Raw genomic sequence first — 20,674 nt, 5'->3', positions numbered from 1 at the left:
TTAAAGTTTAGTGTATGTTGTTGTTTTTCTATCAAAGAAAATTCCAGAACTTTCTTCAGTAGTATTAAAAACTTGCAACTGATTAAATACAATTTGATTAGTTGTACTGTTATAACTAGCATCACTTGCTTTACATAAATAACTACTAGAAAAATCCCAACCTAAAACTGTTATATCACCACAAATGTCATTAAACTGCATTGGAATCGGACTTCCTCCAGCAGAAACTCCTGGGAAAGCAACTTCAAAATTATTAACACTTGTAGATGTTATTGGAGTACTAGGTGCTGAAAAACCAGCAGTACTTACCCAGCTATAGTTACCTAATTGAATTTGAGATTGACATCCAACAAAAACAATTTTTAGCGTACTAAATTGTTGACCAACAACTGTATTATTGTTTGCTGAAACTAATTTCAGAACTAATTCAGACTTAGCTATTGGATTTAATTGACCAGTATTTACCAACAATGGAAAATTAACAAATGTTCCACCTGCTGGAATAGTAAGTGTATTAACAGTGCTAGCAAAATTAAATTCCACACCTTCTGTAGCATCACTAGAATCAAAATCTATTGCATATTCAACATCTACATCAGTTGATAAAGGCTCACCATTTGTTCCAATTAAATTAATTGGGAAACTAACTAAAACTTGTCCTTCATCAGCAAAATAAGAGACTGTCTCTAAAGACTTTGCAAATCCAACAATTTTATCGCCAGAGTTTAATTGGTGATCAATTCTAATATCATCATCTGTACAAGAAAATAATACTGAACCAATAGCCAATAATGTTATTATATTTTTCATATTTTTCATATTTTAAATTTTTAATATTTAATATTAGTACACAAACCAGAAAGAACCAGTAGTGAAAACATCTCCTTGTGCAGGAACATTTGCTGAGTTACTTGTGTATTCTGAAGTTGGATATAATAAACGTCTTGGTCTATTAGCTTGAGTTGCTCCTAATATTGAACCAGGAATAGAATCAATTAAACCAGTTCTTGTATACTCAATAAATACTTCTAACACATTATTTGTTCCTTGTAATGCAATATTTTTTTGATACATGATAGCCTCGATTTTTTGAGCATATGTACCATTAGTATATCCTCTACCAGGAAAATTTGTATTTACATTACTAATATAAGTTGCTACACCTGATGTAGCACCTAATTGAGCACAAGAAGCTTGAATTGCTGAGTCAAATAAACCTTGAGCATTTCCAGCTAAATAACCTCTATGAACAGCTTCAGCTTGTAACAATAAACTCTCTGCCAAAGAAATCATGTAAGCATCTTGAGAAGGTCCCGACAAAACGCCTGGTCCAAAAGAAGACAACGCTGCAGGAGCGGTTCCGCCATTAACAACCGAACTATCTCCTTGTAAAACTCCTACTACTAAACCTCCAACTAAAGTAAATAGTCTATCTTTTCTTGGATCTTGAGTATTATTTAAATTATCTGCATTTCTTTTAGAAGCTTTGTACTGTCTGTAAAAAGCAGTTACAGTTTCATTATCTGCACCATACATAATGTTCCAAAATGGATTTCTAGTATCAGTACGAGTGTCTGTGTAACCAGGGTTTAATGCAGCATCTACATCTAAGAAAGATGCACCAGCTAAAGAAAGAAACTTATCTGCAACGTAAGTTGTAGTTTCAGTATCTGTACCAGCTTCTGCTAAATCAATTTGACGCATTAACAATCTTAATTTCATTGTATTAGCAAATTGTTTCCATCTTCCCATGTCTCCACCAAATACAGCATCTTCTGTACCAACAGCTTTAGCTGATGGTGAATTATCAATTAAGTTTATTGCATCATCTAATTGCACGTATAAATCACGATAAACAGACTTAGCATTGTCGTAAGACGGAGTAATATCTTCAACACCTAAATGAGCTTGAGTATAAGGAATATCACCATACATATCCACTAATATCTGAAAGTAAAAAGTCTTGCAAATTTTAGCAATAGCTACATGGTTTTCATAATTAGGGAATTCAGTATTAATGATATTAGTTAAGTTAGCAGTACTACGCATAGGAGTATTCCATATAGCTGCATAAAAATTATTATCAATTGAATAAGAAAACTCAGCTGGATTAGTTACCGCAAATGAATTTACGTCATACCCCCAGTTATTCATAAATAAATTTCCTAGAAAATTCATTGATGTCGTTACGTTTGCGTAAGAACTTGTTTGAGCAGCTGCAAGAGCCAAATCTGGAGTTACATCTGTGTCTTTAGCATTATTTGGAGATTCGTTAATATCCAAATAATTATCACAAGATGCAAAACTTAGAAAAGCGAACAGTGCTAAAATTTTTATTTTTTTCATATCTATTTTTTTTTAAAATGTTGCGTTTAATGTAAATGCCATAGTTCTGGTTGTAGGGTATCTACCAATGTTAGAAAAACCTTTACCATTTCCATTAGAGAAAGAAGATTCAGGATCAGCATAACCTCTATTTTCTTTAGCTAAGAAAACGAACGGGTTTCTAGCAGAAACACTAAAACGTAAAGAAGAAAGACCTATTCTTTTAACAGTCTCACTTGGCAGACCATAACTTAAAGCTATCTCTCTAATTTTTAAAGCAGTAGCATCTAAAACCATATTTTCAGCTATATCAGCATATTCGTCTTGAAAATAAGACAAATAAGAAGAATAACTATTTCCACCAGTAACTACATTAGTATTTGCAGTATAAACACCTGGAGACGATTCAACTGATGAGTTTGGATAAATAAATCCAGTTCTACCATTTATAGCAGACTCATATAAGTGACCTGACCATGACAACCAGTCTTTAGTTTCTGAATAAAACTGATGACCTGTTCTATAGTCCATTACCAAAGATAATTTAACTCCTTTAAAACTAACAGAAGTACTGTAGTTAAGAATATAATCAGGAGTAGATTTTCCTAAAATTTTCAATCCTTCAGCACGTAATGGATTTCCATTAGCACCGATGATAACTCTACCTTGATCATCTCTTTGATAAGCTGTACCTTTAATTACAGGAAATTCTTCGCCTTTAATAGCAAAAATACTAGCTTCAGCACCTGTTACTAAGGCAACTTCATCAGCTTGATCAGAAACTTCATCAACAATTGCTTTATAAGTTGTGTAACCTAATCTATTTTCCCAAACTAAACCTAAGTTGTTAAAACTTGATTTTGCAATTGGAGTAAAACCTAAATCAATTTCAAAACCTTTATTAGTCATTTTACCAATATTAGTTTGTAAACTTGACAAACCAGAAGATGCAGAAGCATTAACACTAGTAATAAGGTCAGTTGTAGTAGTTTGATAACCAGCAAAATCTAAAGTTAATCTATCTTTTAAGAACCCTAAATTAAAACCTCCTTCTAAAGTTGTTTGAAATTCTGGCTTAATACCATTATCTGTAACAACTGTATTTTGTACAAAAGAGTTGTTATTTCCATAAGGGTAACCTGCTCCACCAACAAAAAGATTATTTAAATCATAAGCTCCTACAGTAGATCTATTACCTACTCTAATGTAGTTAGCATATACTTTAGCATATTTTAAACCTTTATCACTTCTAATTCCTTCAAATGCTTTTGTTGGAATAAATGAAAGACCAACAGAAGGATAGAAATATTTATTACCTTCAGTACTTCCAATTAACTCAGAAATCATATCATAACGACCAGTTAATGTTAAGTACAAATAATCATTATAATCAAAATCTAAATTTGTAAAGAAAGAAGCCGATCTAGCTCTAGTTTGAAAGTTAGTTCCAGTTGAAGCATTAACATTCTCAACATTATCAATAGTGTATAAACCAGGGATAGTTAAATTCGTTCCTCCAACAGTAGTTCTTTTAAAGAATCTATCAGTAATATTATTACCTACAGTACCATTAAAACCAATTTTATCCGTTAATTTATAATTGAAATTAGCTGTGAAATCTCCGTAGAAATCTCTTTGCCCTGAATTATATTGAGAAAATGATGAAACTGTACCAGCATTACCACCTCCTAATTGAATATCATCTACATATTCGTTAATATAGTTATATCCATTGTTTTGGAAAGTTCTAATATTAGCGATATAGTTTAATTTAATATGCTTATTTACCTCATATCCAAGAGTAGCACTACCTGTCATATAATCAGATCTATCAATGAATCTTTCATTTTCAGCTCTCCAATAAGGATTTCTGTAATAAGACGTCCAAGCTCCTTCATTTCCAGAATTTTTAAATTTTTCAACAGGAATATTTGTAGCTGCTTGTAAAAGCTCTTCCAAGATATTAGATGTTGTTTGTTCTGTTTTAGAAGTAATGTAATTAACGTTTCCATCTAAAGTCCACTTACCAATTTTCTTACCACCTCTTATAATAAAAGACGATCTATCTAATTTATCTCCATCAACTACATAGTCTGTATTTTGCTTGTTAGCAGTAATACTTACATATCCTTTTTCAAGAGAACCTCCACTAATACTAACTCCATTTTGGAATAATGTACCAGTTTTAAAGAATTCATTAATGTTTTTGTCAATTGGAGAATATGGAGCCATGAAATAAGTACCATCAGCCTGAACTTGACCTACTGTTCTCACAACACCGTCAAATTCTGCACCCCAAGCACCATTTTCATAAGTTACGTGTTGACCACTCCAACCTTGACCATAACGTTCTTGACGTGTTGGCATAAAAGAAATATTCTCAAAAGCAATAGAAGAAGTTAGAGAAACACTCACTTTTTCTTCGCCATTACCTCTTTTTGTTGTTACAACAATAACACCATTAACCCCTCTATCTCCGTATAAAGCAGCTCCTTGAGCACCTTTAATAACGTTCATAGATTCGATTGATTCTGGAGCTAAGTTTTGTAAAACTGTAGCAGAAGAAATTGCATTATCAATAACAATTAACGCTTCATTACTACCAGTAATAGAACGGTTACCTCTTAACACAATTGAGTTAGTTTGGTTAACTCCATTACTAGTTGTTGTAATTTGCAATCCTGACACTTTACCAGCAAGCGCTTGTACAGCATTTGGATTGGCTGCTTGATTCAACTCTTCAGCTTTAACAACTTGGTAAGTTGAAGTTACAGCATCAGCTTTTCTAGCAACACCCACGATACCTGTTAATACAATCTCGTCTCCTACGAAACCTTCTTGTAAAACGACATCATAAACATTGGCAGCACCAACGGTCATAAATGACTTTCTCTTTCCTGCGAAAGAAAATTCCAAAATCTCACCTTGTTTTGCAGAAATTGCATAATTTCCATCAAAATCTGTAGTTACCCCACGGTTTGAACCCTGAACAACAACAGTTGCACCAGCTAATGTTCCTAATTCATCAGAAACATTACCCGTAACAGTTTTCTCTTGTGCAAACGAAAACTGCATTGTAAACGCTACTAAAAGCGTAAAAATCCATTTGAACTTCGATCTCATATTAATTTTATTTGAGTTAGTTATTCAGCAAACTTCTTAATAATTTCTTAAATAAACAAATTTTATTAACTAATAATTAGTTTTTAATTATGTTAAAATTTTTTACTCCAAAACTAACTTTGTGGTTGCAACACATTTAAAAGATACAGAATAATGCAAAAGGTTGCGTTAAAAATTATATTTTTATCAAAAAAAAGTAATGTTAAAATTTAACTTTTCGGAATTTGAATATGAATGCGGCACAGATGAAGCCGGAAGAGGCTGTCTTGCTGGACCTGTAACAGCAGCAGCCGTTATTCTGTCTAAAAATTTTAAAAATGAGCTATTAAATGATTCTAAACAATTATCAGAAAAAAAAAGAGATTTACTTAAACCAATAATTGAAAAAGAAGTTTTATCTTTTGCTGTAACTCATCTACAACCAAAAATTATTGATGAAATAAACATACTAAACGCATCCATAAAAGCAATGCAAGAAAGTATTTTGAAATTAAACCCTAGTCCTTCATATATTATTGTAGACGGAAACAGGTTCAAACCTATAAATAATATTCCTTTTTCTACAATTATTAAAGGTGACAGCAAATATATGAGCATTGCAGCAGCTTCTGTTTTAGCTAAAACATATAGGGATAAATATATGGATATAATTCACGAAGAATTTCCTATGTATAATTGGAAGAAAAATAAAGGTTATCCCACAAAAGAACACAGAGAAGCTATTAGAAAATATGGCCCAACCAAATACCACAGAATGACTTTTAGGTTACTACCTGAACAACTAAAGCTAGAAATTTGATTAAAAAAATGATTGAAGATTGGAAATTAACGCTTTTTGATTTAAGAAATAATAAACTCTGCTTCAAATAAGTTAGAAAAATGATTTAGAATCTTATTTTTAACTTCTTGCTCGTTTACTTTTTCTACACCAAGTTCAACGTTTAAAGAAGTAACCGCTTTTCCTTTTATACCACATGGAATTATATTATCGAAATACCCTAAATCTGCATTTACATTTAGGGCAAATCCATGCATGGTTACCCAACGACTTGCTCTAACACCCATGGCACAAATTTTTCTAGCAAATGGCGTACCTACTCCAAGCCAAACTCCTGTTTCACCTTCACTTCTGGAGGATTCTACATTATATTCTGCTAGAGTTAAGATAATAGCTTCTTCTAGAAAACGTAAATATTTATGAATATCTGTAAAAAAATTTTCTAAATCTATAATAGGATAACCTACAATTTGGCCAGGCCCATGATATGTAATATCTCCTCCTCTATTTATCTTGTAAAAAGTTGCCCCTTTATCGGCTAATTGTTTTTCTGACAAAAGTAGGTTGGATAAATCACCACTTTTTCCTAAAGTATAAACATGAGGATGTTCCACATAAAGAAAATAGTTTGGGGTTTCATCACTTCTTTCTTCTCTTCTGTTTTTGATTTTTAAATCAACAATTCCTTTGAAAAGCTCTTCTTGATAATCCCAAGTATCTTTATAATCTTTGTGACCTAAGTCTTGTAATTGAATCTTTTTGTTCATTATTGTTGAAATTCTACTTCAAAATTTAATGAAGTTGGGTTTTCCATATAATCTTTTAATGGATATTCTATAGTAATAGTTTTTCTATCTTCGCTATAAAGAGCATTTGCAACGGATACTTTCTTAACTGGCTTAGGAAATTCATACACAATTTTAAAACTTGACTGCATATAAAACATGGATAAAGATTCCTTTAATTGAGCACCTAACTCATCTCCGTCTTCATCTTCTGAAGTAGATTCTGTTTTTTCTTCTTGTTTTTCAATTTTAGACACTATTTTTTTAAATGTTTTTCCATCGTAAAAAAAAGAAGTTGACGAATTATCTATTAACTCATCTGAAGTCATTCCTATTCCACCAGCTTGTTTTCCTGCAGGAGAAACGCTTTTCATAGTTTCTACAGGAGACATAACATCTTGCAATTCTTTTACAGAAGCAAAATCCGTAAACATAGTATAGTTCATGATTCCTTTTTCTTCATCCATTACCATACGCATACTGAATTTTTCCATTTTCTTTATTTTCTCTTGTTCGGCTAATGGAAGTTTTGCTATACTATCTTGTTTACCTGCAAACATTTCTTTAAAAGTAAAAGTGCTATCAATTACTTTCTTCGCAACGCTTTCTTTATTGCTTTTTTTCTTTTTCTTGCTCGAACCTTCATCTTTCATTGCGCTTCCCATCATTGACATCATTTTTGATCCGTCAATATCATATGAAAATTTACCAGTTCCATCTTCATTGATAATCATTTTTTCCGTTATCGAACAACTAGTCAATGAAACTACAAAAAGCAACAAGGCTACATATTTAATCTTATTCATGATTTCTGATTTATAAAAGTTTACAAATATACAAATGATTTCTCGAATAGTTTATAAATATCGAGGCATCTCCCGATTAATCGGGAATAGAATGGATGGCAGGAATGACATAGCTAAATAAGCCCAAACTTTTGCTTCAAAAATCAAAAAACAACACTTTGAAACTCTGAAACTAATACTTATCTTTGCAAGCTTAAAATAAAATATATGCAACTTTCGGAACAAGAAATCATTAGAAGAGAAAAACTGAATACACTTCGTGGTCTAGGCATTAATCCTTATCCTGCAGATTTATATCCTGTAGACACTACTTCAAAACAAGTTAAAGAAGAATACTTAGAAGATAAAAAGGTTGTTCTAGCGGGTCGTGTAATGAGTACTCGTATTCAAGGGAAAGCTTCGTTTGCCGAATTGCAAGATAGTGAGGGTAGAATTCAGATTTATGTAAATAGAGATGAAATTTGTCCAGGTGAAGACAAGACATTATATAATGATGTTTTTAAAAAACTAATTGATTTAGGTGATTTCATAGGAATTGAAGGAACAATGTTTACTACTCAAGTGGGTGAAAAAACCATTAAGGTTACAAATTTGACTTTGTTAAGCAAAACACTTCGTCCGTTACCATTGCCAAAAACAGATACTGAAGGAAATGTACACGATGCTTTTGTGGATCCTGAATTGCGTTACAGAATGCGTTATGTAGATTTAGTAGTAAACCCAAAAGTAAAAGAGGTTTTTGTTAAAAGAACTAAACTTTTTACTGCAATGCGTAATTTTTTCAACAACGCAGGATATTTAGAAGTAGAAACTCCGATTTTACAAGCTATTCCGGGTGGAGCAGCAGCAAGACCATTTATTTCTCATCATAATGCTTTAGACATTCCTTTGTACATGAGAATTGCTAATGAATTATATCTGAAAAGATTAATTGTTGGTGGTTTTGATGGTGTTTATGAGTTTTCTAAAAACTTTAGAAATGAAGGAATGGACAGAACCCATAATCCGGAATTTACAGCCATGGAAATATATGTAGCTTATAAAGACTACAATTGGATGATGGAATTTACCGAAAACTTATTAGAACATTGTGCAAATGAAGTAAACGGAACAACGGATGCCACTTTTGGTGAACATAAAGTAAGCTTTAAAGCTCCATATGCAAGAGTTACAATGACTGATGCCATTAAAAACTTTACAGGTTTTGACATTACTGGAAAATCGGAAAAAGAATTATTTGATGCTGCGCAATCTATGGGAATTGCAGTAGATGAAACAATGGGGAAAGGAAAATTAATTGATGAGATTTTCGGTGAAAAATGTGAAGGAAACTTTATTCAGCCTACATTTATTACAGATTACCCTAAAGAAATGTCTCCACTTTGTAAAGAACATAGAGATAACCCTGAATTAACAGAGCGTTTTGAATTGATGGTTTGTGGAAAAGAAATTGCAAATGCGTATTCTGAATTAAATGATCCAATTGATCAGAGAGGTCGTTTTGAAAATCAAATGGCTTTGGCTGCAAAAGGAGATGATGAAGCAACTGGAATTATTGATGAAGATTTCTTAAGAGCATTAGAGTATGGAATGCCTCCAACTTCTGGATTAGGAATTGGAATGGATCGATTAATTATGTTCTTAACGAATAATCAATCCATACAAGAAGTGTTGTTTTTTCCTCAAATGCGTCCAGAGAAAAAACAAGTGGAATTATCAGAAGAAGAAAAAATGATAATTGACTTACTATCAAAAAACGAAAATGCAATGGATTTAGCAGAATTGAAAACCAAATCAGCTTTAAGCGGAAAAAAATGGGATGCAGCCATGAAAGGTTTAGCAAAACACAACATGACTTCAGTTAGAGTTGAAGGTGATGGTAAAATTGTAGAGTTGAAAAATTAAAGACTAATAGCGTTTAACTATTTTTAGCCACAGATTCACAGATTTATAATAAAAAATCCGTGAATCTGTGGCTAATTAATTATAAAAAATAATTTTTTGTTAATAAATTAAACCTTTTCATATTATCAACGTCTTATCATCAAACTTTAAAAAATTATAGACATGAAAAAATTATTTGTAGTAGCATTATTAGTTGTTGGATTAACAACATTTGCTCAAGAAAAGGGAAAAAGAGGAGACTTTAAAGAAATGACTCCTGAAAAAAGAACTGAAATACAAGTTAAGAAAATGACAAAAGATCTTGATTTGAATGAAAAACAACAAAAAGAAGTTAAAGAACTTTTAAATGCTCAAAAAGAAGACCGAGCTGAAATGATGGAGAAAAGAAAAGAGATAAAAGAAACTGCTGAAAAAGCCACCAAAGAGCAAAGAGCAGAAATGAAAGCAAAAATGGATAAGAAAAAAGAAGCTATTGATGCAAAAATGAAATCTATTTTAACAGACGACCAATATAAAAAATGGGAAGCAACTAAAGAAGAAAAAAAAGAAAAAATGGGTGACCGAAAAGAAAAAATGAAAGAAAGAAGAGCAAATAAATCAGAATAATTAAATAAAAAGTGGCTGTAATATTTTGAAATTAAAAAAAATTAGTTAGATTTGACTTTCAAAATCAAAACAACCAACCACCATGAAAAAAATAATTACACTTTTTGTATTTATATTTGCACTTTCTTTTAACGCAAATGCACAAGAAGGAAAAACTGCTCTAGAACTAGGAACAGTAGATGCTCAAGCATTAGCTCAATATCTAGAAATTAGCGGACCAATTGTAAAAGATTTACAAAATTTATTTGTTGAGAAACATCAAGTTTTATTAACAGAAGGAGTATCTCAAGAAAGAATTAATATTATGACTGAGATCATTGAGCATAAATTAGCTGCTACTTTAGATGCTTCTGAAATGGAAAAATTAAAAGCAGATCAAGTACTTTATAAAAAACTGATTAAAAATTAGAAATTTTTAATTCATCATTTTAAAATAAAATCCGTTTAGTCAAAAAGCTAAACGGATTTTTTTTATAAACTATCTGCTACTTTATTGACTGCATTTATTGTAAAGTCTAAATCTTCATAAGACAAAGCGTCAGTAATAAACCAACTTTCGTAAGCTGATGGAGCAATATAAACTCCTTCTTTTAACAAACCATGAAAGAACTTTTTAAAACTTTCATTGTCTCCTTTTTTGGCTGTTTCAAAATCATACACTTCGTTTTTATCGAAATGCACTGATATCATTGAACCGACTCTGTTTATGGTAAATTCAATGTTCTTATCTGATAAAACTTTATGAATTCCTTTATGCAAGTAAGCCGTTTTTTCTTTTAATCTTGTGTAGATTTCTTTATCTGAATTTAATTCTTTTAGCATTTCATATCCTGCAGCCATCGCTAAAGGATTCCCTGACAATGTTCCTGCTTGATATACAGGACCAATTGGTGCTAAATAATCCATGATTTCTGTTTTTGCAGCAAAAGCTCCAACGGGCAAACCACCACCAATTACTTTTCCGAAACAAACTATATCTGCTTTGATATTATATAATTCTTGCGCACCACCTTTTGCTAATCGAAATCCGGTCATTACCTCGTCAAGTATGAACAATGTGTCTGATTCATCACAAAGTAATCGTAATGCTTCTAAAAAACCCTCTTTAGGAGTTATACAACCCATGTTTCCGGCAACGGGTTCAATAATTATAGCTGCTATTTCATTTTTATTAGCTTCAAATAATGTTTTAACGCTATCAATATCATTGTATTTGGCCAATAAAGTATCTTTTGCAGTTCCTTCTGTTACTCCTGGACTATTTGGTGAACCAAAAGTAATAGCTCCACTTCCTGCTTGAATTAAAAACGAATCTGAATGTCCGTGATAACATCCTGCAAATTTTATTATTTTATCTCTTTTGGTATATCCACGAGCTAAACGAACTGCACTCATGCAAGCTTCTGTACCTGAATTCACAAAACGAATTTTATCAATATTTGGCACCATAGAAACGGCTAATTCAGCAATTTTTGTTTCAAGCTCCGTTGGCATTCCAAATGAGGTTCCTAATTTTGCTCTTTCAGTAATTGCATTTATTACTGGTTCGTGAGCATGACCTAAAATCATTGGTCCCCAAGAATTGATATAATCAATTAATTTATTACCGTCTTCATCAAATAAGTAAGGTCCTTTTGCACTTTTTACAAATATTGGAGTTCCACCAACTGATTTGAATGCTCTAACCGGTGAATTTACACCACCTGGAATTACTTTATTAGCTTCAACAAACAACTCACTGCTTCTTTTGTATAACATTATTTTATCTTTAAAATCTGACCAATAGAAATGGCATTGTCAGAAATATTATTTTTACTTTTTAAATCATCCACCGAAATACTATATTTTTTTGAAATTGAATATAAAGTATCTCCCTGAACCACTGCATATTCTGAACCACTAATTTCTTTTTTAGGCGTTTCATAAACAACCGCTTCATTATCTGATATACCTAAAGTTTCGTTGTCAAATCTATATAATTTATACCTTTCAATGATAGTAATAAGTTTTGCTGGATATTTTGGATCTGTTGCATAACCCGCGTCTTTTAAACCTTGAGCCCAACTTTTATAATCATTTTCTCTTAAATCAAATAAAAACTTATATCGGCTTCTTGTAGTTAAAAAAAGGGAGTGATCTCTATAGGATTCTGCGGGATGATTGTATTTTCTAAAACATTCTTGCGATTCATCATCATCATGATGTACGCTTGCTCCTTCCCAACCAACATGGCATTTTATACCAAAATGATTGTTTGCTTTTTTACACAACTCCCCTTTTCCTGCACCAGATTCTAAAATACCTTGAGCTAAAGTAATACTTGCCGGAATTTTATAGTTAATCATATTACTAATGGCAGTGTTTTTAAACCAAGAAATATACTCTTCTACGTTTTCAAAAGAAACCACCACAAAAGAAGTTGCTTCTAACTTTTCTTGTTCATTTTTATTTACTTTATTTTTTGTAGCTACAGTAGTTTTTCTAGTTGGCTTTTTTGAGCTTGTTGTTCTAATTTTTTGTGAACCACAACTTACTAAAAACAGTGAGCAAATAGCGATTAGGGCGATTTTAAATTTCATTTGTAATTATTATTTCTCTTTTTTGTTTTTTTAACAATTCATTCATGCCTTGAATCCCTTGAATTCCACCAGTATGAATGGCTAAAATCTTACTTCCTTTTGAAAAATAATTGTTTTGTATTAAATCATTAATTCCAAACATCATTTTTCCTGTATAGATTGGGTCTAATGGTATATTATATTCTAAATAAAATTCATTTATAAAACGAATTAATTCTTCAGTTATTTTACCATAACCTCCAAAATGATAGTCGGAAATTAAATTCCAATTAGATTTCTTTACAAAGTTACTAATCTCATTTGAAATAAAATCACCTTTTAAAGAAGGAAAACCAACAACTTGTTGACCATTAAAACTTGAATTAATAATTCCCGAAATTGTACCACCAGTACCAATTGAACAACAAATATGTGTAAAAATATCATCTTCATTTGTTAATATCTCTTCACATCCTTTTATGGCTAAATCATTTGTTCCTCCTTCTGGCAAAAGGTAAAATGAACCAAATTCACTTTTTAAATTAGTTATAAAGTCTTTATTGTTTTTATTTCTATACTCTTCTCTTGAAACAAATTTGAATTGCATACCAAGTTCTTGTGCTTTTTTTAAGGTTGGATTTTCATCAATTTTACCTTCTAATTCTTCTCCTCTAATTATGCCTATTGTTTTAAAATTACTTTCAGATCCAGCACTTGCAACAGCTAAAATATTATTAGAAAACGCACCTCCAAAAGTCAATAAAGTGGATTCATTCTTGTTTTTTGCTTCAATTAAATTATACTTAAGTTTTCTAAATTTATTTCCAGAAATCAAAGGGTGAATCAAGTCTTCGCGCCTAATATAGAGCTCTACGTCAGGATTATTGATGGCTATTTTTTGAGTATTAATTTTCATTTCTACAAAATTACAAATCCAAAGGCTATAAACAAAAAAAGCAGCCTATAGATTTTTATAGACTGCTTTACTTATACTTTATAGATAAATCTATTTTCTAGAATGCTTTATTATAATTTTATGACTTAAACTTTGATTATTACTTGCTACTAATTTAACAATATAAATACCATCACTAATTGAACTTGTTGGGAATTGATAAATTGTATTTGCCCCTAATTTTTCTTTTTGAAAGACAACTTTGCCTCCAATATCAAAAAGAGAAACATGTTGTAAGTCAATCAACTCTGTATTTTCAACAGTTAAAGTTTCAAGATCGTTATTTTGATAAATTGCAAAATTTTCTTCAAGGCTTCCAACTGTACTCAATGCATTTGCTGTGAAAGTTATTTCAAAACGATCAAGATAATTTCCAGTTTGCAAAACGGTTTCAAAAAAACCATTCTTAATATCATAGTAAATATCAGATACTTTGTCGTGAAGATAAATCTCATTTGACAAATCAAAATTAATTAACTCAGAAACTGTTACTTTAAAACTACAATTTGCATCCGTTACGAAAGCTAGTGGTATCTTTTTATAAGTTCCAAAAGGCATTGTAGTTATTATAAATTTTTCATTGTTTACGATAGGAAAATAAGAATCTTTAGGAAAATTATCTGAAGATGAAGCATCCATAGCTAAATCATAACCGTCTGTGGAGTTGTTATTAAAAACAACTGCCGATTCTTTAGTAAATTGATTGTTTATAATAGTGTGTAATTTAAACTGTGGTGCTGGTAATTTTGAGAAATTCTGATAATCGATTCCTGCAACATTTGGAATTTCGTCCCAATTATCTGAAACTGAAGAAGCACTTGCGTTTTTTTCAAATTGGGAATTTTGAATTACTCCTTCTTTAACAAAACTTCGATATAAATTTTTCATTACAGCATTTCCAGAAACGACTCCTTGTATCATAAAACCCTGACCGATAGGTGTAAACATTCTTTTGTAAGTAGAACCACTAGATAGTCCCGAAGTATTTGGTGTTCCGTTTGCGTTGTATGTATCCCATGTAGCAGCTACATATGTACCTGGAGAGGTAACTAATGGACCGGTAGGTGAATAAGTCCCATAACCTCCCTCATAATCAGCTAAATAATGTGAATTTGCTGTTTTTTTCTGCTCCCAAAAATAAGCCTTCCCGTCAATTACTTGTGTTATCCCTCCAGTGTAGCTATATGTTCCTGTTCCATAATTAATTGTATAACCACTGTTTTCAAGTAAAAAAAGGTTTAAATTAATCGAAGATGGATATGGATTTCCCGCTAAAGTATTGTTTGCATAATTAGCACCAGCAACACTTCCAACAGGAATTAAAATTGTACCATCGTTAGGCTTTCCTCTAAAATCATAACGTTGATTGCTGAGTGGATTATTAGACACACCATCTCCAAGTGAGCCCGAAACTGGATGAGCAATTGTATTATCCGATCCTGAAACTCCTTTCATAGTAAAACCAAGACCAGGTTCAACCGTTCCAGTACTATTTACACTTATCCAACCATTTGAACCACTTGTATTGTATGCATTAGAAGCAATATATTTCCAAACCCAATATGGAGCAATCGACAAAGAAGAATTTGTAGACACACCATTGTAATTATTTAAAGGAAGAATAGTTGCTGCAACAGAAGAAGTCACAGTTGTTGCTCTATGTAATTGATTGATTGAAAAATTACTATTTATTGCAGTAAGATTAGAATTACCAACTGGGGAGCACCAGTAATTATATCCAAAATTATTTGAAGTTCCTTCCTGATAAACAGACACTAATCCCGTTCCAACATTTGCACCAGCAGTTGTTCTACCTTGTACTAATTGCCCTCCTTTACGAAGATAAATAGCCCCATTGCCATTTAAATTCAAATCTTGTTTAACAAAAAAAACATTATCATTATTGAAAATATAACTCCCATTATTCACGTACAATTGAGAATAACTTGTATATCCAAACACAAAAAAAACTATTAAGAGAGCTAATTTTTTCATTTTCATTAGTTTAAAAATCATTTACAAAACAAATGTATAGAAAAATTTGTTTAGAAAAAACCATTCGTCGAATTATTTTGTAGTTTAATCGATAAAAAAAGGGTATTAGCACCCGTTTTTTTGTAGATAAAAAATTATAAATTACTTTTGTTTTGATTTAGGAAATTATAGACTGCAAACTCAGACACATAAAATATTATTTAGGACAAATTATGTCTTTTTGATTATTAATGCTTTTTGAAGTAATAGCCTATTGTTTCTTTTAACAGACAATTAATTTATTATGAAAAATAGTTACCCAAATCTTAATTTTATAAATAAGCTAAATTCTTATTATAAATATTTGCATCATAAAAAAACTTCTTTTTTTGTTTTTATAGTAACATTATTAAGTTATTTAAATGCCTTTGCACAACTTAGCGACTGTGGAAATGGTGCTGCAGGGCAATTAACTGTTAGTATTGATTGTAATCCAACAACATTTAACTCAAACAATAATTCAGACTATTGGAACTCTGCAGCAGGTTGCAATAGCTCTGATGTTGATGATGCTTGGGGTTGGTTTGATGCAGTTAGTACCTCGACAACCATAACATATAACAGTTCTAGTGATGCAATCCTTCATTTGTTTTCTGGTAATTGTTCCACAGGTATGACTGCACTAGCATGTTCAGATTCAACATTCTCTGGAGACGAAACTATTACTTACGCTACAACTATTGGAACACGATACCGTATTAGAATTCAAGCATACAACTCTAACAATTCTATAACAGGTACCATATGTATTACAAGGCCTTGTTCCCACCCTATAACTTACTGCACTAATAACTTCACAAATGGTGTTTACCCAATTACTAATGTAAATTTTGCAGGTATTAATAACACAACATCAGGAAATATAAACGGCAATCCAAGCCAAGAGGTGTTTTGCGACACAGGAAATGCAATTAGAGGTAATGCTTACACTGTTTCAGTTCTAGGTAATACTGGAGGAAATAATAATTTTTATGTAACTGCGCATTTTGACTGGAATCACAATGGAAATTTCAATGATGCAGGAGAAAGATTTGTAATTGGTACTTTGTTTGCCAATACAGGTGCTGGAACACCTGTTACGGCAATTATTAATATACCTACAACGGCTCTAACTGGGCAAACAAGCATGCGAGTAATATCAAGGTATTTCTCTAACACTACAAGTTGTAATTCCAATGGTTATGGTCAAGCTGAAGATTATTTAGTAAATATAACATCATCGGCTTCATATTGTAATCCAGAAACTACATCTACAGCAAGTGGATTATATATAAATAGTGTGAATTTTGTTGGAACTTTAAATGACACTTCAAACCCATCTACTTATCCGACTAGCGCTCCATTTGGTTACCAAAACTTTACTGGATTAGCGAATAAAGCAATACAAGCACAAGGCGAAGGAATCAACATAACAGCTAGATCGAATGGAACAGTTAATTCTAGAGGTACTTGGAAAGCTTGGGTAGATTGGAACAAAAATGGAATATTTGAACCTGCAACTGAAGAAGTTTATAACATACAAGGTTTTGCCGGTGCAGATGCAACTTTTGGCTTTGTAGTACCAGCAACAGCAACACCCGGAGATTATAGATTGAGAATAAGAGTAAATAACGGAACTAATACTAATGGTAATGAAAATTTCGGATATGATTTTACACCTTGCGATGTTTTTGTGAGTGGAGCAAATTCATATTATGGAGAAGCAGAAGATTATTCATTTACAGTAATTGCAAATTGTGACGCAAACATCACATCTGTTACAGGTGGAGAAAATTGTGGTTCTGGAAGCATTACATTAAATGTAACAGGAACACCTTCTACTACTGGTTATAAATGGTATACAAGCCAAAATGCAACAACAGCAATAGCAACAACAACAAGTGGAACTTGGAGTACTCCCTCTTTAACAGCTACAACAACTTATTGGGTAACTGCAAGAAATGCAACTTGTGAATCAGTTTACAAAACAGCCATCATAGCTAAAGTTAATCCAACACCAACTATAACATTTACTCCAAACGATCCTGTAATTTGTGGAGACAACACTATTATTGCTTTGAAAGCAGGAGGAGATAAAGAAACTGTTTATTTAATCAATGAAAAATTTGAAAACGGAAATTTAGGTCTGTTTTCTAATATAAACAACGATTCTAATAATGGAACCGTTAAAAACATAACAAGCTGGAAAAATCAAACTAGTACATTGGTTCCAGATACAAATGTTTGGTTTCCTGCAATATCCTCAGGTTTTGGAACAAACAAATTTGCTTTAGCTTATTCTGATGCAAAAGCACCAAATTATCCAAACAACACCATAGATAATAGTTTAACATTAACAAATAATGTGAATACTACAAATTTTTTAAATCTTACTTTAAAACTTAAATTATTTTATTCAAGATACTTTGAAGATGGAAACGTTGTACCTGGTTATGATGAATTTGTTAATATTGAAGTTTCTACTAATGGTGGATCTACTTATACAACGTTACAAAATTTCACAAGTGATATTGGTATAGGTACAAAATTTGCAGAATTATCATACAACTTATCTGCATACATTAGTGTTACTAACTTAAAAATACGAATTAGACATCGTTCATATGCAGGATCAGGGTGGTTGCCTGATGGTGTGGCAATTGATGACGTAGAACTTTTTGGTGAAAAACCACTAAACACTTCATTCAACTATAATACTTCTGTTGTTGACGCATACACTGATTTAGCATGTACATTACCGTATACTACAGGATCACCTGCTACGATAATTTATATTAAACCAACTGTAACTCAACTGGAAAATGCTAGTTTTAATATACCAGTATCAACAACTTTATCTAACGGCTGTATTGCAAATGGCTCTGTTACAGTTACAAATAATACCAAATTATTTACACCAAGTGCTGCTAATTCCGATTGGAATACAGCAGCAAATTGGAAACCTGTAGGAGTTCCAACATCATCAAACTGTATTGTTATTTACAAAGATGTAAATATAACTGGGCCTAATAACACAGAAAAAGGTTTAAATCTTATAGTTAAAGCTGGTAAAAAATTGAATATAGCCTCAAACAATTCTCTAGTAATAACTGACTTTATAAATGTTGAAAACACTGGTACTTTACAAATTGAGAATAACTCTAATTTAGTACAAATCAACAATGTTACTAATATTGGAAATATAATCTACAAAAGAACTGCAAACAATATTGAAGGCGGAGACTACGTATATTGGTCTTCTCCTGTTATTAATCAATCTTTAAATTCTATTTACACTTCCCCTTCTCAAGGTCCAAAATATAAATGGGAAACCTTATTAAATAATAATAATGGTACTGGACCTAATATCAGTCAAGGATATTGGGTAAATGCAAGTGGGAATACTATGGAAGCTGCAAAAGGTTATATTGTAAGAGGTTCTTCCTCTTTTGGTATGGCAGCTACAAATTTAAACAGTACTTTTACTGGTGTACCTAATAACGGAATCATCAGCAAAACTGTTAACAGAGGAACTTATACAGGCTCAGGATACACAGGAGCAAACGGTATAGCAGTAACTAAATTTGACGACAATCATAATTTAATTGGTAATCCTTACCCCTCTGCTATTAATGCACTACAATTCTTAAGTGATAATAGCGCAGTAATTGAAGGAAATGTAAAATTATGGACACATAGCACTAATCCAGGTACAAGCATAACAAATCCTTTTTATGGTTCTTATACTTATAATTATACTGCAAATGACTATATGACTATAAACTTTACAGGATCAACTACTCCGACGGCTTCAAACATCATTAAAGCAGGACAAGCTTTCTTTGTAGTTATGTTAGATGGGCCAACAGGAAGTGGAACTGTAAATTTCAACAACGGACAAAGAAGAAATAGCAGTGATATACCTTATGCTAACGACAATTTCTTCAGGTCATCTAACCAACAAAACGTAAACTTTGATGAATTAGAAAGACATAGAATCTGGTTAGACATTTTTGACCAAAACAACGCATCTGAAAGAACACTAGTAGGATATGCTCAAGGAGCAACTATGAACCTTGACAGTGCTTATGACGCTCTTGCAAATCCTTTAGACATGGGCATTTATTCAATGATTAACAATGAATCTTATGTAATACAAGGTAGAAGTTTACCATTTGATGATAATGACCAAGTAGCTATTGGATTTAATGTGCCAAACCCTGGAACATACAAAATAGCAATTAACACAGCTGACGGATTATTCTTAGGAACTCAAAATGTATACCTAAAAGATGAATTATTAAATATTTATCACGATTTAAAATTAGCTCCTTATTCATTTACTGCAACAACTGGGGTTTACAACAACAGATTCAAGTTAGTTTATAAAAATACTGTTCTTAGTAACGTAACCTTTAATGAAAATGAAATACAAATTGCTAAAAACAACAACATAATTGATATTGTATCAGGAAATGAGACAATGGAAAATGTAAAAATATTTGACATTAGAGGTAGATTACTCGTTGAAAAAACAAACATCAATAGTAATTCATTATCAATTGACATGAATAATGTTGAAGACCAAGTTTTAATTGTAAACATACATACAATTGAAGGAATAAAAGTTACAAGAAAAATTCTTTAAAATTATTAAAACAATAAAATTCAGAAAGGCCTTTGCTTTAAATAGCAAAGGTCTTTTTTTTTTAAATTTTAAATAAATTAAACGCTAAAAATTAAATTCTAAAAATAAGTAATAAATATTCCAAAAAATATTAAAATTTCTTAAAAAAACCATTCGTCTACAAAAAACGTAC

The 20,674-nt window shown here is 31.6% G+C and carries 14 protein-coding genes; 5 read left to right on the top strand and 9 right to left on the bottom strand.

Annotated elements, in window-relative coordinates:
• Genes G507_RS0115870 through G507_RS17110 form a run of 3 tightly spaced genes read right to left on the bottom strand, consistent with a single transcriptional unit; the run spans window position 1 to window position 5,448 of the window.
• Window positions 1-810: a hypothetical protein gene (locus G507_RS0115870; protein WP_157496643.1), complete on the bottom strand. Its 810-nt coding sequence runs from the start codon at window positions 808-810 to the stop codon at window positions 1-3.
• A 33-nt stretch (window positions 811-843) separates the two neighbouring features.
• Window positions 844-2,346 (bottom strand): SusD/RagB family nutrient-binding outer membrane lipoprotein, encoded by a 1,503-nt coding sequence (locus tag G507_RS17115; RefSeq protein ID WP_051191762.1) that lies wholly within the window; start codon window positions 2,344-2,346, stop codon window positions 844-846.
• Between the two features lie 12 nt (window positions 2,347-2,358).
• The gene (locus tag G507_RS17110; RefSeq protein ID WP_051191758.1) at window positions 2,359-5,448 is read right to left on the bottom strand and encodes a SusC/RagA family TonB-linked outer membrane protein; all 3,090 of its coding nucleotides are present in this window, start codon (window positions 5,446-5,448) and stop codon (window positions 2,359-2,361) included.
• 199 nt (window positions 5,449-5,647) lie between these two features.
• On the opposite strand from G507_RS17110, the gene G507_RS0115855 reads away from it, so the two are divergent.
• Window positions 5,648-6,247 (top strand): ribonuclease HII, encoded by a 600-nt coding sequence (locus G507_RS0115855; RefSeq protein ID WP_026718422.1) that lies wholly within the window; start codon window positions 5,648-5,650, stop codon window positions 6,245-6,247.
• Between the two features lie 41 nt (window positions 6,248-6,288).
• On the opposite strand, the gene lipB is transcribed toward G507_RS0115855, so the two are convergent.
• Together lipB and G507_RS0115845 are read right to left on the bottom strand one after the other, a co-directional pair.
• Window positions 6,289-6,993, bottom strand: coding sequence for a lipoyl(octanoyl) transferase LipB (lipB, locus tag G507_RS0115850; RefSeq protein WP_026718421.1), 705 nt, complete (start codon window positions 6,991-6,993; stop codon window positions 6,289-6,291).
• Window positions 6,993-7,817: a hypothetical protein gene (locus G507_RS0115845; RefSeq protein WP_051191756.1), complete on the bottom strand. Its 825-nt coding sequence runs from the start codon at window positions 7,815-7,817 to the stop codon at window positions 6,993-6,995. Before G507_RS0115845 ends, lipB begins: the two co-directional genes overlap by 1 nt.
• 207 nt (window positions 7,818-8,024) lie before the next feature.
• On the opposite strand from G507_RS0115845, the gene lysS reads away from it, so the two are divergent.
• The 3 genes from lysS to G507_RS0115830 all read left to right on the top strand — a co-directional run bounded on the left by lysS (window position 8,025) and on the right by G507_RS0115830 (window position 10,737).
• Window positions 8,025-9,722, top strand: coding sequence for a lysine--tRNA ligase (gene lysS, locus G507_RS0115840; RefSeq protein ID WP_026718419.1), 1,698 nt, complete (start codon window positions 8,025-8,027; stop codon window positions 9,720-9,722).
• A gap of 162 nt (window positions 9,723-9,884) precedes the next feature.
• On the top strand, window positions 9,885-10,328 hold the full coding sequence (locus G507_RS0115835; protein WP_026718418.1) for a DUF4890 domain-containing protein: 444 nt from the start codon (window positions 9,885-9,887) through the stop codon (window positions 10,326-10,328).
• An 82-nt stretch (window positions 10,329-10,410) separates the two neighbouring features.
• Window positions 10,411-10,737 (top strand): hypothetical protein, encoded by a 327-nt coding sequence (locus G507_RS0115830; protein ID WP_026718417.1) that lies wholly within the window; start codon window positions 10,411-10,413, stop codon window positions 10,735-10,737.
• A 62-nt stretch (window positions 10,738-10,799) separates the two neighbouring features.
• Here G507_RS0115830 and hemL read toward each other — a convergent pair whose 3' ends face one another.
• The 4 genes from hemL to G507_RS0115810 form a co-directional block, all read right to left on the bottom strand.
• Window positions 10,800-12,086, bottom strand: coding sequence for a glutamate-1-semialdehyde 2,1-aminomutase (gene hemL / locus G507_RS0115825; RefSeq protein ID WP_026718416.1), 1,287 nt, complete (start codon window positions 12,084-12,086; stop codon window positions 10,800-10,802).
• Window positions 12,086-12,907 (bottom strand): glucosaminidase domain-containing protein, encoded by an 822-nt coding sequence (locus tag G507_RS0115820; RefSeq protein WP_026718415.1) that lies wholly within the window; start codon window positions 12,905-12,907, stop codon window positions 12,086-12,088. The genes hemL and G507_RS0115820 overlap by 1 nt, the downstream gene beginning before the upstream one ends.
• A complete protein-coding gene (locus tag G507_RS0115815; RefSeq protein ID WP_026718414.1) occupies window positions 12,897-13,802 on the bottom strand; it encodes a 1-aminocyclopropane-1-carboxylate deaminase/D-cysteine desulfhydrase in 906 nt (301 codons plus the stop codon). Before G507_RS0115815 ends, G507_RS0115820 begins: the two co-directional genes overlap by 11 nt.
• Window positions 13,803-13,892: 90 nt before the next feature.
• A complete protein-coding gene (locus G507_RS0115810; protein WP_026718413.1) occupies window positions 13,893-15,836 on the bottom strand; it encodes a T9SS type A sorting domain-containing protein in 1,944 nt (647 codons plus the stop codon).
• 283 nt (window positions 15,837-16,119) lie between these two features.
• On the opposite strand from G507_RS0115810, the gene G507_RS0115805 reads away from it, so the two are divergent.
• Window positions 16,120-20,502 carry a GEVED domain-containing protein gene (locus tag G507_RS0115805; protein ID WP_026718412.1) on the top strand — a complete coding sequence of 1,461 codons (4,383 nt, stop codon included), beginning with the start codon at window positions 16,120-16,122 and terminating at the stop codon, window positions 20,500-20,502.
• The last annotated feature ends 172 nt before the right edge of the window (window positions 20,503-20,674 follow it).

The sequence above is a fragment of the Flavobacterium gelidilacus DSM 15343 genome (assembly GCF_000422685.1).
GTDB classification, from domain to species: Bacteria; Bacteroidota; Bacteroidia; order Flavobacteriales; family Flavobacteriaceae; genus Flavobacterium; species Flavobacterium gelidilacus.
The sequence above is the reverse complement of the archived record's forward strand: the minus strand, read 5'-3'. Positions and strand labels throughout refer to the sequence as shown.

Coding starts and splice junctions, on each gene's coding strand:
- G507_RS0115870 (WP_157496643.1), bottom strand. CDS start 810: ATGAAAAATATAATAACATTATTGGCTATTGGTTCAGTATTATTTTCT.
- G507_RS17115 (WP_051191762.1), bottom strand. CDS start 2,346: ATGAAAAAAATAAAAATTTTAGCACTGTTCGCTTTTCTAAGTTTTGCA.
- G507_RS17110 (WP_051191758.1), bottom strand. CDS start 5,448: ATGAGATCGAAGTTCAAATGGATTTTTACGCTTTTAGTAGCGTTTACA.
- G507_RS0115855 (WP_026718422.1), top strand. CDS start 5,648: ATGTTAAAATTTAACTTTTCGGAATTTGAATATGAATGCGGCACAGAT.
- lipB (WP_026718421.1), bottom strand. CDS start 6,993: ATGAACAAAAAGATTCAATTACAAGACTTAGGTCACAAAGATTATAAA.
- G507_RS0115845 (WP_051191756.1), bottom strand. CDS start 7,817: ATGAATAAGATTAAATATGTAGCCTTGTTGCTTTTTGTAGTTTCATTG.
- lysS (WP_026718419.1), top strand. CDS start 8,025: ATGCAACTTTCGGAACAAGAAATCATTAGAAGAGAAAAACTGAATACA.
- G507_RS0115835 (WP_026718418.1), top strand. CDS start 9,885: ATGAAAAAATTATTTGTAGTAGCATTATTAGTTGTTGGATTAACAACA.
- G507_RS0115830 (WP_026718417.1), top strand. CDS start 10,411: ATGAAAAAAATAATTACACTTTTTGTATTTATATTTGCACTTTCTTTT.
- hemL (WP_026718416.1), bottom strand. CDS start 12,086: ATGTTATACAAAAGAAGCAGTGAGTTGTTTGTTGAAGCTAATAAAGTA.
- G507_RS0115820 (WP_026718415.1), bottom strand. CDS start 12,907: ATGAAATTTAAAATCGCCCTAATCGCTATTTGCTCACTGTTTTTAGTA.
- G507_RS0115815 (WP_026718414.1), bottom strand. CDS start 13,802: ATGAAAATTAATACTCAAAAAATAGCCATCAATAATCCTGACGTAGAG.
- G507_RS0115810 (WP_026718413.1), bottom strand. CDS start 15,836: ATGAAAAAATTAGCTCTCTTAATAGTTTTTTTTGTGTTTGGATATACA.
- G507_RS0115805 (WP_026718412.1), top strand. CDS start 16,120: ATGAAAAATAGTTACCCAAATCTTAATTTTATAAATAAGCTAAATTCT.